The organism is Helicobacter sp., from assembly GCF_017502485.1.
GTDB lineage: Bacteria > Campylobacterota > Campylobacteria > Campylobacterales > Helicobacteraceae > Helicobacter_B.
On sequence record NZ_JAFVUX010000011.1, the window covers coordinates 51,076 to 66,311 of the forward strand.

Below are 15,236 nucleotides of genomic sequence, written 5' to 3' on the forward strand. Positions count from 1 at the left end.
AATCTCTTGTATTTGGCTTAGAGAGTTTTTCGTAGATTAAATTAGAGCAAAAGAGCTAGAAGTACAACTGGTATTGATTGTAAAATTTGGCACAATGAATTTAGCACCATGCTACTAGAGCTCTACATAGCACTCAAACTTTGTTTGCAAGATAGAAGCACAACAATCAAAAGTCGCTTGTGAAGATTGATGCAGATATAATTAAGCAACAATCCGCGCACTAAGATTGAATCGCCTTTAGAGGTACAACAACAGGTAAAAACTGCTTTAAATTATGAAATTAATATAGTGCGTTAGATGTTATTGTTACACTAAAGAATGAATGGTTGAATTATTTTGCTGTGGGCAATGGCTGTGGATATAGGATTTAACAGGACTTGATATGATATGATGGTATTGCAGAATGACTACAACAACATTCGTGTATTTATTGAGTAAAATCGCTTAAAAGGTATTTTGCAATTAGCGACAGGAAGCGTATAATGGTGTACAAGGAATATTACGACTATAAGATCTGAGAGTTATTGACATAGGGTTTTATATGAGAGCAGATTAATTTCTGTATTCAGCTCCTTTTTAACTGCACTTTGTTTATATTGCCATAAACTTTAAAGGTTCCTTATGTACATTGTCTTTGTTTTGGCTCTACCCCTTCTGCTCTGCGCCAAGCCCTTTAGCCCCAAGCAAACTCTAGCACAAACGCCGCAAGATACCCCTATACGCGTGCTAACGCAAGATGGTCGCTCTCTATGCTACACCCCTACATTTTCACACGGCACAAGCTATATCGCTCTCTCAAGCTGCCAAGGTGCAATGCAAGCGCGCTATGATGTGTTTAGTCGCCTAGCCTATCGCATTAACGACACTTGGCTGTGTATCACTGCGCCAGATTCTGTGGTAGAAAGAAAGCGTGATAAAGATTATCTACATTTATCGCCTTGTGTTATCAATCTTCCAAGCCAGCAGTGGCAGCTAAAAGACAATCGCTTCTACTCTCTTGATGGCATTTATAGCATACAAGATAATGGAAGCTATTTGTATGCAACGCATGTCTTTGCAGGAGAACTCTACACTCATAGGCTTGAACGCTCTATGCAAAAGTGGGCAAGCACCATAGCCACTCCGGCAAATCTCACTATCCAAAGTGCTATTTCTTGGAGCGTGAGTTATAAAGAAGGGCAAGATCGGTATTTCTTAACCAATAACCAATCGCAGAAAAACACTGCATTTCTCTACTACAATCTTTTAAGTGGGCATATTGCAAACTATGATGAGAGCAATGGGAGACTTTATTGTATGTATTCTAGCACAGGTAAGCAAGCGTGGGACTGGGTCGCTTGGGGACTATGCACAGACGCACTCCCACCTAAGGAAAATAGAGCATTTTTCAAGCCTATCCCTATTGATGATAAGCACTTTGCCTTTTTGGATAAAGATGGCAATATTTTGCGACTTACACGCTATGGAATTCATTGGGGTGTGCCCTATGTTGCTAGCAAGGAATATGCTAGCAATGATGTGCAAAATAGCCCAACTTCTGCCTTTGAGTTAGATTACGCTACGCAGGAGTGGCTGCGCTTTATTAGCGCAAACATTGGGGAAAATCTCCACACTTGCCCAGCACCCGGACACAAACACAACCCCCTACAATCATCAAAAAAAATTTTACAAGTCGCACCTATCTCACCGCCATTGCCACTACGCAGCCTGCTTACGGCAATACTGCCAATACAGCAGGTAGAATCTAAAGCTCATGCCAATCCCTTGCACACACCACATTCTCCACCTTTGCGAAGTGGCTCTCCAGCCCTGCCTGCTTACTTTAGGTTAAATGAAGCTTGGATAGCACGCTTGTGGCACATCAACATTAGCACAGATTCTTCTAGGACAAGCATCGGAATCTGCGGAACCTGTCTTTTGCAAGCTTATCAGGCAATTGCCGAGCTTTTAGAGGCGCACGCTCATCCGCGCGGAAGCGGTGGATATTTCTTCGATACAGGAGAGAGGACAAATCCCTTTGCCAGCTTTTATGCAAGGAATTCACTCTTACACGATACTCTGCAAGATATTTTATCCTACTATGATAGCCCTGCAGGTAGCCATATAGAGTGTTTTCAGCGTGGGATGGGCAGAGTATTAGCAAGTAGTATTTCTATGCTCCCGCAATATGAGTGGAACATACTAGGACAAAGCACGGAAGAGAGCGAGATGCACGCGCTACTTCAAAGGGTTTTAGAGCGACCTGTGGGCAGTGTATTTCTCTTCACGCTCGTGCGACTAGATCCTGTACGAGGCAGAAGCGTTGGACACGCAGTCGCAGTACTAAGACTAAGTGATGGCGTGGTGATTATCCCAGCAAATGCCCCAAGCGTTAGCCTAGAATCTTTCCGTGCAAGAGTGCAAGCTGTGCAAACTCCAGCAGATATGATAGAGCGGCTTACGCGCTTTGGTGGGCGGTATTTGGAGCTAATAGGACTAGGCGTGCTAGAAGTCTCAAGGGCGCATAGCAATCCCTTTGAGGCGATTGTTTCACTTTATAATTGCAGTGGAGAGGGGGAAGATAGGCGTGGCAACGCCTTACTGCCTTTACCAGAACTCTTAAATGAGTGCATTAGCGGTCGATGTGTGTGGTAGTATTTAGGGAGCTAGATTCTAGCTTGCGCATTTAGATTCTCTTGATATGCTGATAGCAAGAAGGAGTGAGTATGAAGCTTTTGCCAATGGTATTTATGATAGCGTGTGTAGTGGGTCTAGCTAGTGAGCTACTCCTCAAGCCTCCGCTCCACCCTATGGACTATCATAAGTTCTCCCAAACACTAAGCGGCGATCCCAAGCAGGATATGCCAAGGATCGCAGGGCTAATTGCGCGCAATCTCTCTGCTTGCTATGTGCGCGCCCACACCCTAGCTGGCAACGCACAAGAGAACCTAAAGCGTGTGAAAATGGGCTGCGAGATAGAAGCCTACAATATGGCAAATGTGCCAATCCATAGGCACTATGCTATGCGTGGTGAGCTATTAGAGCACGATGAGATACAAGCGCGCAAGGAGCAGTTTTTCACCAAGTATAAAGCACGCATTTATGAGAGTGCTAATGAGCTTACAGAGCTAGAGCTTGGGCTATAGGCAATTCTCAAAATAGGACAGATTTTGCTAAAATCACGCTCCTACAAATTTATGGGGAGTGCAAGATGGGCAAAAGTACGACACCAAGCCTAGAAAAGCCAATGCCCAAAAAGCAAAGTCTAGAGCAAGGCAACAATAATCTCTAGACTTCTTGCTTGATCTATGGGTCTTAGGCTTTAATCTCTATACTACCACAAAAGTACAGAAGCCTGTGGATATGAAGACTAGAGAAGATCAAGTCGCTTGCAGTAGTGATTGCAGTGTGATTCTAGTCTCTAGGGCTTGCAGCAGAGCAAGTGGGAGTCTTATCATTAAAGCTGTTTCCTGCGTAAGACAAATATTTTAGGCAGTGGTGGGTGCTTGTGTCAGTCGCGCTTGTCAAGCTTACAGGCTTTAGTAGTGTTGATGCGGTATTTGCATGTAGCATTGGGCTGTAATGTGGGGCATTCTATCCTGTCTTTGGACTATTGAGAAATGATGTGCTAGTACTGCTTGATCACACGCTAAAAATAAATGAGAAGCAAGCAGCGATTAAAGCGATTTTAGATTCTACCAAGGAGATTAGGAGCTACCACGATTTAAAGGCATGCCAAAGTGGTGGGCTGCACTTTGTGGAAGTGCATTTGGAGTTTAGTCCAGAGATTTTGCTAAAGGACGCGCACGCTGTGGCAGGACTCTATCGAGTAGCAAATCAAAAGCCTGCAAAATAGCTAACAAGCGATCACGCACCTTGACGCCTATGAAGAATAGGCGCATAAGCTAGCAGAGCTACTGGAATCTAGCATACTATAATGCCACTGATTCCACGCACTAACACGATAGAGACTATACAGATTCTGCTTTGACAAAATGCAAGGAGAGAGAATTCACGCAATGGCGCGTGTTTTTCTCCGTGAGGCCTTCACCGATAAATATATGCCCCAAATGCCCCTTGCAGCTAGCACAAAGAATCTCTACACGCTTGCCATCGCTATCAAGCTCTTTGGCAATAGCTCCTTGTATCTCATCATCAAAACTCGCCCACCCACAGTGACTTGGAAACTTGTCTTTAGAGTTATAGAGCGCAGCACCACACTGGCGACAGATATATATACCATTTTCAAAATGATCAGTATAGATTCCGCTAAATGGTGGCTCAGTGGCTTTATCAATGATGATTGCACGCTCTTTGTCATTAAGTGGTGGCATTGTAGGCATACGCGCTCCTTATTCAAAATATATGGTTTGCTAAAATAGTGAACTTGAGAGATTGAAGCTCAAAAGTGTAGGATAAGTTTTACTAAGCTTTTGGCAAATCTGCGAGCTTGGCACAGGCTGGACTCTCACTTGCAAGCTTTGGGCGGTAATGTCAATCATCACGCAGTTATTGGCTACATCTTGCACACCATCTTTCCCAAGTCGCACACCATTGCCCTGAGCCACCCAGCGAGTAGGAGATAGCCCAGTAGTTTGCATAATGAAAGCGCCATCAAGGGGTCTTGCGCTTAGATCCTGCGTGAGTGCTGCTACTTGCACGGAGCTAATGACTGCTTGTATATCGCTATTTACTGCCGCATAGAGTGCATCTGTACGCGTGGCGACAAGCTTTGGGATCGCAACTGCTGCCAATATCCCAACCACAGCTATCACAAACACAAGTTCAATCAAACTAAATCCACCGCTCACCCTAAGCTTTGGCGCGTGGATTCTAGCGCGCATTACACAAGCCTATCGACCATCTTTTTGACAAAATCTGCGCCAATCTTAGCCGAAGACTCCAAGAACTCATCAAAGCTCACATCAGCACTCCCATCGGCATTATCACTAATAGAGCGCAAAATACAATACGGCACTTTAAAGCTATCGCACACCACTGCCACACTCGCCCCCTCCATCTCCACTGCCGCTGCGCCAAAGTTATCGACAATCCACTGCTTTTTCTCTTTGTTGTGGATAAAGACATCGCCTGAAGCGATTATGCCCTCTTTTAGCGTGATATTAGATTCTAGAGCCACTTGCCTAGCGATGGCATTTAGATTCTCATCAGTCTCGATAAATACCCGACTCTCTGGAATGAAGCCTAACGGGTGTCCAAACGCGCTAATATCCACATCATGCTGACATAGTTTAGTCCCAAGTAGCAAGTCCCCCACTGCTAAATCTTCCCGCAAACCTCCAGCCACCCCACAGAAAATGACCGCATCACAACCATAGCGCAAAATCATCGAGCTAGCCGTGATAGCAGCATGCACCTTGCCAATCTTGCTATAAGCGATATGTATCTCTGCGCCTTTATATAGGCTATGGTAGAACGAATTGTTTCCTGTGGCTGTGAAGCGATTCGTCGAGAAAGCCTTTACAAGTGGCGTGATTTCTTCTTCCATTGCCCCTATAATGCCTATTTTTTTCATCACTGCTGATCCAATTGTGAGATGGATTCTTGTAGGGTTTGGGTGTTGGCGATTGTTAGCGTAGGCTTTTGACTTAGGCGTTTGTTTAAACCCTTTAGCACGCTATTATGCCCTAGCTCGATATAAGCATCGATATGCTCATCAACAGCAAGGATTGACTGCTTATATAACACGGGAGAGATAAGCTGCAAGCGCAGAAGTTCGTAGGCTTGCTCAGCGGTGTCATAGGGCTTTGTCGTGGCATTTGAGATGATAGGTAGCGCGAACTTGGGCTTTAGATACTCACGCAAAAGCTCCCCAAATGGCTCGCACATAGATTCTAGCAGGGGGCAGTGCGAGGCGACCGAAATAGGTAGCAACAACGCTCTTTTAGCTCCTAAGGCTTTAATGGACTCTTCTATGCTAGCCAGATCGCTCTTCTTTCCCGCTAGCACGATCTGCCCATCGCCGTTGTAATTGGCACACCAAACACTTTTGCCCTGATTACGCCACGAGCTCGTGGCTTCTTCTGCCACCTCATCGCTAACCCCTACGATAACCATCATCCCCGCATCTTTACCATCGCACGCCTTAGTCATCATCTCTCCGCGCGCTTTGGTGAGCCTAAGCCCATCTTCAAATCCCACGCCTAGCGCTACACACAGCGCACTTATCTCACCAAGCGAGTGTCCTAAGGCAAAATGCGCAAGAAGAGGAGACTCTTGCTGCAAGATTGTGTGCGCGATTTGACTTACAAGGAAAATCGCTGGCTGGGTGTATTGCGTTTGATTAAGCAGGTCGTTTTCTTCAAAAAGTAGCTTTTTGAAGTCAAGCCCCAGCACATCACTAGCAGTCTCAAACATCTCCTTTGCTACGCCGAAGTTCTCATAAAAATCCTTGCCCATTCCTATGGCTTGAGAACCCTGCCCCGGGAAAACAAAAGCATATCTCATCAATAATCCTTGATCAATGTTATTGTAAATAAATGGGGTTGCATTGTAGCAAGTTACCGCTTATTGTCAAATAAGTTTGTGTTGGTGCGTGGCTAGAGCATCTCTTTTATCATTGCTTCAAACATCGCCCTATTCATATTCTCGTGCAAAATTTTGCCGTTTTTCACACACCATATTTGCCAATCTTGCCCCACTTTTACAGGTAAATAAAAGATATATCCCGTGATTTTACTAGCACTTAAATATGCCTTTTTTAGCCTTTGTATCTTTTGCATATAAGCGTCTTTTTCTATGCTTTGAGATTTACTCACATTCACACTTTTTACTTCAAAAATGTGGATTCTATCTCCCTTGTCTTTAAAGATGAAGTCTGGGTAGCTCACGCGTTTTCTCTCATCGTAATATTCATATTTTATATTTGATTTATCTATGAAGTTTTTGCCAAAAAGATAGATTTTCTCCCCATTTATCTCTATGTGTTTAGCACAAGTTTTAGCAAGATTTTTAAGGATAGCACACCACTCTTTTTCCGCTTTAGAATCAAGTCCAAACTCATCATTATCACTTCCCCATATCCAGCTCTCACTCCCTATGCTAAACTCACTCTCTTCATAGAAGCTATACACATCTTCGCGTATTTCCACGCACTTAGATTCTAAATATTCATCATAGTTTTCTACCGCGCTTTTTACTTTATTTTTAATAGAATCCAAGCTTGCACTAAAGCTATAAAAATCCCTAAACTCCCTCACATATTCTGCGTATTTTTCTCTCACTTTATCATCGCATTTTTGTATCTCTCTATAAGCTTGAAAAATGGACTTTTTAAACTCATATTCTTGCAAGGGGCTAATGCAAGATTCTATATCAATATGCTCTTTTGGCACTTCTTTATACATAGTCGCATAAAAGGGGCGAAACTCTTTTATAATCTCATTTGTTTGCTCTTTATACAAATTATCATAGATTTGCTTCTCCCCTTTTAGCCACACTTTTTTCTTGCCATTTTCTTTAGGCATTATCCCATAGATATATGCCTTGCTAAAGACTTTTTGCGTGTTAGAATCTAGTCTTTCAAACTCTTTTAGCATAGGATTTCTCCTAACTCTCCCAATCACTTGCATATCTAGGCTACTTGACTTAGAATCTCGCACTTGATAAAGCATACAAGCCCTAGGCATATCAAAGCCCTCTGTTATCACCATTTTGAAAATCACCACATCAATAAATGAGCTATTTTCCTTGACATATTTTTGCCATAGGGCTTTGTTTTTTACCTTATCTAGTCTTGTGTTTGTCTCATAGCCTTTTTCTTTCTCCACAAAGCACACCCATCTTAAGCCCATTTCTTCTACGACTTTTTTGATGATTTCTAGCTCATTTTCTGCCTTGCCTTCATTAGATATTTGCACGATAAAGCAAGGATTTATCCCTTGCTTTGCATACACTTCTCTCAATTCTTTAAACTTCTCTAGTGCTTCTGCCAAGTCTTCTTGTAAATCTCTCTCACTATCCCCACACCACTCTACAGATTTTATAAGCCCTGCTTCCACCGCTTCACTCTCTTTTATCTCTACATCAAATGTATCATTTTTTGGCGTAGCAGAAAAATGCAAGATTTGCGTGAAATACTCTTGCAATTCATTTTCTAGCTTATTTGTAGCAATATGTGCTTCATCGCGGATTAAAATAATTTTTTTACCACTTTCTTTTATGTTTTGTAGAAACTTTAGCAATGCCTTTTCTTTATAGATTCTACTGCCTTTTGTAAATTGATTAGTGGGTAAAACATACACATTCGCATTTGTATCAATATCTAGGCTATATTCTGTATTTTTGCTATTTTCCGCACCACTACTTATGTAAAAAGGCTTTAACTTTGGATAAATACACGCATTTGCTAATTCTACAAAGCTTTCATAATTTTGTGTCGCTAGCTTACCCTTTGAAAGTGTGGATACAAGAAACACAACTTTAGAGTTAAAATCTAGCATTGCATTCATAAAAGCTGCCATCATTCTTGTTTTACCACTGCCTGTGGGGGCTTTTAGCGTTATGTCCTTTTGATTTTGCTTTGCTAGATAGAGCAAGCTTTGCACCGCGTTTTCTTGCAGTTCTAAGGCAGCTTGTGTCATTTACTCCCCCTTTTTTGTAGAATCTAGCTTTTTGTCATTGCGAGATTTTGCATTAGCAAAATCGTGGCAATCCATAGAATCCATATCGCTAAAATCTACTTTTTCACTAGATTCTAAATGCTTATTATTTCGCACCCTAAACCCTGCACCCACCCATAAAGGCGTAGATTCTAAACTCTTGCAAGTGGCTTCAAAGTTCTCACACACCCACTTAATCTTTTCTTGTTTGGAGTGTGTAAAGTCCTTGCCATAGAGCTTTTCATCAATCTTATCAAAAATGTTTAAGTCTGTATCGCTTAGAGATTCTATCTCTAGCACTTCTAGCCCATCGCCATAGGGCGTATTTTTCTCAAGCCATTTGAAGTTTGTCCCACCATCATAGCAAGAGCCACTCATTATGCGTTTTAGTCGCTTTGTAGTTACATCTTTTGCTATGCCATTGGGATTTATGCTTGTTTTTTCATTGTTTGTTACTAGGATACATTTTCTATTTCCGCCATCTTCGCGGTTGAGTTCCATTACGGCGTGGGCGGTGGTGCCAGAGCCAGCAAAGAAATCTAAAATAATTTCTTGGCATTCGTCTTTTGGCGATAAATGCGGGAGCGACGAAAAAGTGCGGCGGTCATTACCCTTTAGGTAACTCCCTTGCACTTTTTCTTGCAACCCACATTTCTCATCCAAAATACTAGAATGCCATTTGCTTGTAGATTCTGCTTCTGCCTTTGTCTCTTGCTCCCCTTGCATTGTCAATCCAGAATCTAGATTCTGGATTTCTGCATTTCTCTGCAAAATCTTAGAATCATTATTGCTTGTAATTTCTGCTTTAAAATCTATGTCGGTAGAATCCACCTTTTTAGATTCTAGGCTATGCGGCGAGATTCCCCCCCCCCCCGTCGTTGTGGCGGTGGTATAAGCCCCTTTGTCATTGCGAGATTTTGCATTAGCAAAATCGTGGCAATCCATAGAATCTACTTGTAAATCCACATAATCACTAGGGTTTGTTGTAGCGTGTCTTAGAATCTCTTTTATAAAATGTATAGGTTTGGGATAGGCAAAGTTTTCTACAAATCCTATATCTTTTGCTTCCTTTGTAGCCACTTGATTCATATAAGCATTATCTACAAATTTTAGGCTATCAAAAGTCCTTTGCTCTGTTTGCAAATCTTTCAAATAGCGTTTATAAATAAAGCCCCTTTCATTGTCTTTATGCTCTTTTTTAAAGCAAATTCGCCCTTCATCAATATGCTTTTGCATAGTGCTTTGAGAAAAAAGCCAAAATCGCCCCTCTGGTGGATAATCCTCCTTGCCTGTGTAGGGATTTTTCACGGCAAAATAGCCCGTTTTCATATCGCCACTTTTGGCAGATGGGTCAGCGCTGACCCATCTGCCATTAGGGTCATTATCGGGGTTTTTATATCCGCTCAAATCTTTTTCTCCCCCTAACAAATTTATATTTGCCCTATCCTTTGCATAGCAAAGTAAAAATTCGTGTTGATAGTTTAAGCCTGTTTTTGCATCGTTTGTCGTGCTTTTTGTCTTGCGGATAAAATCCCCTACAAAATTCCCTTCCCCAAAGACTTCATCAAAAAGTCCTTTGACATAGGCTTGATTCCTATCATCTATACTACAAAATATCACGCCATCATCTTGTAAAAGCATTTTAGCAAGGCTTAGGCGTGGGTAAAGCATTGATAAAAGATTATCGCGTGTTATGGCGTTATCATAATTTGTGTGCGCAAACTCCCCTAAATCATCTTTACCATAAGGCGGGTCTATGTAGATGACTTTTACCTTTCTTTTGTAATTTATAAGTAGGTTTAAAAGGGCGGGGTAGTTGTCGCCGATAATGAGTGTATGACTCTTGCCATTTGTAGATTTAAAGCTTAGCTTCTCGTTTTTTTTAAAATACTTTATCGTCCCATCGCTCTTTTCTAATCGCACATCAAAGTGAAAGCCTGTGCGTTTTAGACTCATTCCTAAGGCAGATAGCTTTAGCACTTCTTCTTTAGATTCTGCATTTTCTATGAGTTTAGTGAGAAACTCGGCATTTTCTTTTTCTAAAATCTTATCTTCTTGCCTTTGCTTGATTTTTGCTATTTGCTCTTGTTTTAGCTCATCTAAGTTACTTTGTGGATTTTGCATCCTGCTTCCTTTAGTTTGCTAATAATTATGTCCTGTCATTATGCGCGTATCTTTGTGAAAATACCCTTAAGTCTTCTTAACTCTTTTGCTCCTTAGCAATCTCCTACAACAATATTTGCAAAATTTTGGCGTGGAGAGAAGTTATACATTCTTCAAGTGCAATAAGCTAGCATTGCACATCAAGTATTAGGGCGGTGGACTATGGTGCTATGGGTGTTTGTAGCGATGATGGTGTGTTTATATTGGCGACCTTTTTGCTTGCCTTTGTGGGTGTATAGCACTCTTGGAGCTTTGGCGTGCGTGATGATCTCTGCGCTAGATTCTAGCGATATTATGCATGTGTGGGCTATGGTGTGGGATAGCACGCTAACACTTGTGGGGCTTATTATGCTAGCTGTTATGCTAGAAAAGCTGCTGTTTTTTGAGTATGTGGCGATGCTTTGTATCCGCGTGCTAGGGACTAAGGGAGCTTGTGGCTATGTTTGCCCTCGCGCTAGATTCTATGTGTTTCTCGTGCTTTTTGGTGGAGGTCTGGGCGCGGTGTTTGCCAATGATGGGGCGATTTTGATTCTCACACCATTTATCTTGGCACTTTTTAAAGTGCGCAGAGATAGTGGGCATAATAGCGGGGCTTTCACTCCACTTGTGGTGTGCTTGCTGGCTGTGTGCTTTGTGAGTGATTTTGCTTCAAATACCTTTGTGATCTCAAACCTAACCAATATCATCACTGCGCAGTTTTTCTCCATTGATAGCAGAGACTTTACAAGAGCGATGCTCCTACCACAAGCAAGCATTCTACTAGCGTGCTTGGGGCTTTATGTGCTTGTGAGGCGGTATTTGCCACCGATTTTGCGCTTTTATGACTATGGAGAGAGAAGCCTGATGACAAAGGGTGGCTTTATATTTTGCCTTGGGGTTTTGGGGATACTGCTACTTGGTGTACTGCAGGGCAGAAGCTTTGGCGTGCCTTTGTGCGTGGTGGTGGCAGTGTGCGTGGGAGCACTGCTTCTGTATGGCAGGCTTAGGGTTCTATCTTGTCTTAAGAGCGCACCCTTTGGGATCGTGGTATTCTCTCTGGGGCTTTTTATTGTGGTCTTTAGCGTGCAGAAAGCCTATCCCTTGCAAAATCTACTCTCTAGCGTGCCTTTGGGGATCTTTAGCGTGGGAGTGATTAGCTCGCTGGGATCAAGCCTTATCAACAATCTTCCCGCGGTTATGCTTGGTAATCTTGCTTTGGCGGACTTTATGGGGCTTGGAGCTGTAGATTCTAGTGTGCTAGATTCTGCTCTGCTAGCATCTAAAGAGCTGCTTATTTACGCGCATTTACTAGGCTGTAATGTCGGCTCAAAGCTCACGCCAATTGGCTCTCTTGCTACTTTGCTCTGGCTTTTTAGCCTTAAACGATATGGAATCTACATTAGCTTTTGGCAGTATATGCTAGTGGCATTGCTTGTCGTGCCTTTTGTGCTTTGTGTGGGACTTTTGGGGCTCTATCTCTACACGCTATTGTAGGAGCTAGGAGCTTGGTATTTTTAGCTAGCATTTGCGCGTGCCTGCAAATAGATAGTGGCTTCTAAGATTCTCTATGCTAGAATCTACTTCTTACCAAAATCGTATTAAAAGCTTAGATTCTAGGGGCGTGGAAGTTGGAGTTTCTCTCATATCTCACAGAGGGCAATGTCATTGTGTTTTTGCTACTTTTGCTACGATTTAGCGCGATTTTGACATTTTTCCCATTTTTTGACTCCCAGCTTGTGCCCATCTCGGTACGAGGGGCTATGGCGTTTTTTTTAACCATTGTGTTTCTGCCCTTAGCGCACACAAATGCCAACATTACAACCCTACCTGATTTGCTGCTAGCAGCATTTATGGAGATAGCACTAGGCTTTATGGCTTCGCTTGCGCTACAAATCGTTTTTAACGCGCTTTTTATCGCAGGCGATAGCATAAGCTTTTCTATGGGTATGACTATGGCAAGTGCCTATGACCCATCAAGTGGGAATACAAAGCCTATCATCGTGCAAGTGGTTATGCTAAGTGCGCTTGTTCTAGCACTGCTACTAAACTTTCATCATCTAATCTTCCGCTTTGTAGCTTTCACGCTAGAGATTCTCCCCATAGGGCAAGTGAGTTTCTCACCAAATCTTGCAAACTACCTTGTCCGAGCTTTTGGAAATATGTTCGCATTAGGCTTTGCTATGGCATTTCCCGTACTTGGAGTGATTTTACTTACAGATATTGTCTTTGGTATGATTATGAAGACACATTCGCAGTTTAATCTCTTCTCCTTTGGATTCCCACTCAAAATCGGTATAGCCTTTGTAGTGATGATTTTGATCATACCCGGGATTTTGTATCATTTTAAAACAGATTTGTATGAAGCATTTAAGGCTTTAAATATTGTCTTTTCACATTAGTTGATAAGGAGTCCAAATGACCACGCCTAAAATAACCCTACTCCACCATACACCATTAGAAGTATGCTCGCACGCTATACGCACTTGCTGGAGTAGCTTTGATAAGAGTGATTGTGGTGGGGAGAAAGATAGAGAGCTTATCAATCGCGTGGGTAATATCTATAAGCACCAGAGTGTCCTTGAAAGCTTAGTGTATAGCTTTTTCATACAAGGAATATCTCGTGCGTGCTTACAGGAGCTAGCTAGGCATAGGATAGCTAGCTACTCAGTAAAGTCGAGTAGATATACATTAGCAGAGCTAAAGAGAGCAGATATATCCACACTAGAGCAGGCAAGCAAGTTTATCAAACTCACAGATAATGACAAGGTAAATCAAGCTAGCCACAAGGCATTACAGAATCTAAAGGAATTATTGCTAGATTCTAGCACAACAAATGATATGGCTAAATATGCTATGCCAGAGTGCTACTTGACAGAGCTTACTTGGACTATCAATGCACGAAGCTTACAAAACTTTTTAACACTACGCACAAGCAAGCACGCATTATGGGAGATACAAGAGCTAGCATTAGCGATATATGAAGCATTGCCACAAGAGCATAAGTATTTGTTTGATAAATGTGTGGAGAGTAAGTAAAGGAGAGTTAATGGCTAAGTTTTCTACCATAATCCTAGCAGCAGGCGTGGGAAGCAGAATGAAATCACACAAGCCCAAGGTACTACATAGCATTTGTGGCAAATCGATGATAGCACGCATCACCGAAGCAGCCTTACTAGTAAGTGACGATGTGCATATCGTGCTTTATCATCAAAAAGAGTTCATAGAAGCGCATTTGCGCCAATATTTTGGCGCAAAGCTTGAGTTTATAACCCTGCATACCCAAGACTGCGAGAACTTCCCGGGCACAGGCGGTGCGCTAATGGACTCTGGGCTAGCATCTAGGGGGCAGATGTTTAGGGTAAAGTATCCGCGCACCTTGGTGCTAAATGGCGATATGCCCCTAATTAGCCCAGAATCTATGCGTGCTATTGTCACTACAAATGCCCCCATTGTCCTAAGCACTATCACACTTGAGAACCCAAGTGGCTATGGACGCGTGGTGCTAGAATCCACTTCTTCACACACGCCAAAAGTGCTAAAAATCGTCGAGGAGAAAGACTGCAACGAGCAAGAGAGAGATATAACGCTTGTCAATGCTGGAATTTACGCCTTTGATACAGAGCTACTAGCTAGCACACTGCCTAAGCTTAATAATGATAATGCGCAGCGAGAATACTACCTCACAGATGTTATCGCCCTAGCTAGAGAAGATTTGGCTAAGGAATCTCAAGTGCCTCTTATAACCGCCTTCTATGGCGATGCGCGCGAGTTTATGGGAGTCAATTCTAAGAGCGAGCTAGCGCAAGCAGAAGCGATCCGCCTGCAAACCCTTAGGCAAAGAGCGATGGATCAGGGTGTGATTATGCGCTTACCAGAGAGTATCTACCTAGAAGAGTGGGTGGAGTTTGAAGGAGAGTGCGAGATAGAAAACAATGTCCGCATTTGTGGCATTAGTGCGATTAAACACTCTCATATCAAAGCAGGTAGTGTAGTAGAGCATAGTGTGATAGAGCATAGTGACATCGGTCCTATGGCGCATATCCGCCCACACTCACACATCTCCCACACGCATATTGGCAACTTTGTAGAGACAAAAAGTGTGCATTTAGATGGTGTGAAAGCGGGGCATTTAAGCTATCTTGGGGATTGTGAAATAGGATCTGGAAGCAATGTAGGTGCAGGGGTGATCACTTGCAACTATGATGGCAAACAAAAGCACCGCACCATCATTGGGCAAAATGTCTTCATCGGTAGCGATACCCAGCTAGTCGCCCCTGTGGAAATAGAGTCTAACTCAATCATCGGTGCTGGCTCCACGATTACTACAAATGTAAAAAGTGGCGCGCTGGCATTATCGCGCGCAAAACAGACGCATATCGCAGGCTTTTTTCATCGCTTTTTTGCCAAACCCCAAGACTCCACACACTAAGCCACAACTAAGTCAAAATCAGCTACCCTAGAATCTATCGGGGGGTTGTTATAAAAACCATATTG

General features: G+C 42.7%; 14 protein-coding genes. 7 read left to right on the forward strand and 7 right to left on the reverse strand.

Annotated elements, in window-relative coordinates:
* The first annotated feature begins 621 nt into the window (after positions 1–621).
* Together IKB69_RS02470 and IKB69_RS02475 are read left to right on the forward strand one after the other, a co-directional pair.
* On the forward strand, positions 622–2,634 hold the full coding sequence (locus IKB69_RS02470; protein ID WP_290945753.1) for a DUF1561 family protein: 2,013 nt from the start codon (positions 622–624) through the stop codon (positions 2,632–2,634).
* Positions 2,635–2,705: 71 nt separating this feature from the next.
* Positions 2,706–3,125 (forward strand): hypothetical protein, encoded by a 420-nt coding sequence (locus tag IKB69_RS02475; protein WP_290945755.1) that lies wholly within the window; start codon positions 2,706–2,708, stop codon positions 3,123–3,125.
* A gap of 268 nt (positions 3,126–3,393) precedes the next feature.
* Here IKB69_RS02475 and IKB69_RS02480 read toward each other — a convergent pair whose 3' ends face one another.
* Entirely contained in the window at positions 3,394–3,552 is a 159-nt protein-coding gene (locus IKB69_RS02480; protein WP_290945756.1) for a hypothetical protein, read from the reverse strand.
* A 40-nt stretch (positions 3,553–3,592) separates the two neighbouring features.
* On the opposite strand from IKB69_RS02480, the gene IKB69_RS02485 reads away from it, so the two are divergent.
* Positions 3,593–3,835, forward strand: coding sequence for a cation transporter dimerization domain-containing protein (locus IKB69_RS02485; protein WP_290945758.1), 243 nt, complete (start codon positions 3,593–3,595; stop codon positions 3,833–3,835).
* Between the two features lie 115 nt (positions 3,836–3,950).
* Here the strand turns inward: IKB69_RS02485 and IKB69_RS02490 are convergent, their stop codons facing one another.
* The 6 genes from IKB69_RS02490 to IKB69_RS02515 all read right to left on the reverse strand — a co-directional run bounded on the left by IKB69_RS02490 (position 3,951) and on the right by IKB69_RS02515 (position 10,724).
* Positions 3,951–4,313, reverse strand: coding sequence for a methionine-R-sulfoxide reductase (locus IKB69_RS02490; protein ID WP_290945860.1), 363 nt, complete (start codon positions 4,311–4,313; stop codon positions 3,951–3,953).
* Between the two features lie 39 nt (positions 4,314–4,352).
* The gene (locus IKB69_RS02495) at positions 4,353–4,823 is read right to left on the reverse strand and encodes a prepilin-type N-terminal cleavage/methylation domain-containing protein (protein WP_290945760.1); all 471 of its coding nucleotides are present in this window, start codon (positions 4,821–4,823) and stop codon (positions 4,353–4,355) included.
* Positions 4,823–5,518: a 5'-methylthioadenosine/adenosylhomocysteine nucleosidase gene (locus IKB69_RS02500; RefSeq protein ID WP_290945762.1), complete on the reverse strand. Its 696-nt coding sequence runs from the start codon at positions 5,516–5,518 to the stop codon at positions 4,823–4,825. Before IKB69_RS02500 ends, IKB69_RS02495 begins: the two co-directional genes overlap by 1 nt.
* Positions 5,515–6,447 carry an ACP S-malonyltransferase gene (gene fabD, locus IKB69_RS02505; protein ID WP_290945764.1) on the reverse strand — a complete coding sequence of 311 codons (933 nt, stop codon included), beginning with the start codon at positions 6,445–6,447 and terminating at the stop codon, positions 5,515–5,517. Before fabD ends, IKB69_RS02500 begins: the two co-directional genes overlap by 4 nt.
* Before the next feature lie 92 nt (positions 6,448–6,539).
* Positions 6,540–8,582, reverse strand: a complete 2,043-nt coding sequence (locus IKB69_RS02510) for a DEAD/DEAH box helicase family protein (RefSeq protein WP_290945766.1) — start codon at positions 8,580–8,582, stop codon at positions 6,540–6,542.
* A complete protein-coding gene (locus tag IKB69_RS02515; protein ID WP_290945768.1) occupies positions 8,583–10,724 on the reverse strand; it encodes a site-specific DNA-methyltransferase in 2,142 nt (713 codons plus the stop codon).
* Between the two features lie 201 nt (positions 10,725–10,925).
* On the opposite strand from IKB69_RS02515, the gene IKB69_RS02520 reads away from it, so the two are divergent.
* The 4 genes from IKB69_RS02520 to glmU all read left to right on the forward strand — a co-directional run bounded on the left by IKB69_RS02520 (position 10,926) and on the right by glmU (position 15,171).
* Positions 10,926–12,236: an ArsB/NhaD family transporter gene (locus IKB69_RS02520; protein WP_290945770.1), complete on the forward strand. Its 1,311-nt coding sequence runs from the start codon at positions 10,926–10,928 to the stop codon at positions 12,234–12,236.
* A 134-nt stretch (positions 12,237–12,370) separates the two neighbouring features.
* Positions 12,371–13,141, forward strand: coding sequence for a flagellar biosynthetic protein FliR (gene fliR, locus IKB69_RS02525; RefSeq protein ID WP_290945772.1), 771 nt, complete (start codon positions 12,371–12,373; stop codon positions 13,139–13,141).
* Between the two features lie 16 nt (positions 13,142–13,157).
* Positions 13,158–13,778: an FAD-dependent thymidylate synthase gene (gene thyX, locus IKB69_RS02530; protein ID WP_290945774.1), complete on the forward strand. Its 621-nt coding sequence runs from the start codon at positions 13,158–13,160 to the stop codon at positions 13,776–13,778.
* 10 nt (positions 13,779–13,788) lie between these two features.
* Positions 13,789–15,171, forward strand: a complete 1,383-nt coding sequence (gene glmU, locus IKB69_RS02535; protein WP_290945776.1) for a bifunctional UDP-N-acetylglucosamine diphosphorylase/glucosamine-1-phosphate N-acetyltransferase GlmU — start codon at positions 13,789–13,791, stop codon at positions 15,169–15,171.
* Positions 15,172–15,236: the final 65 nt, after the last annotated feature.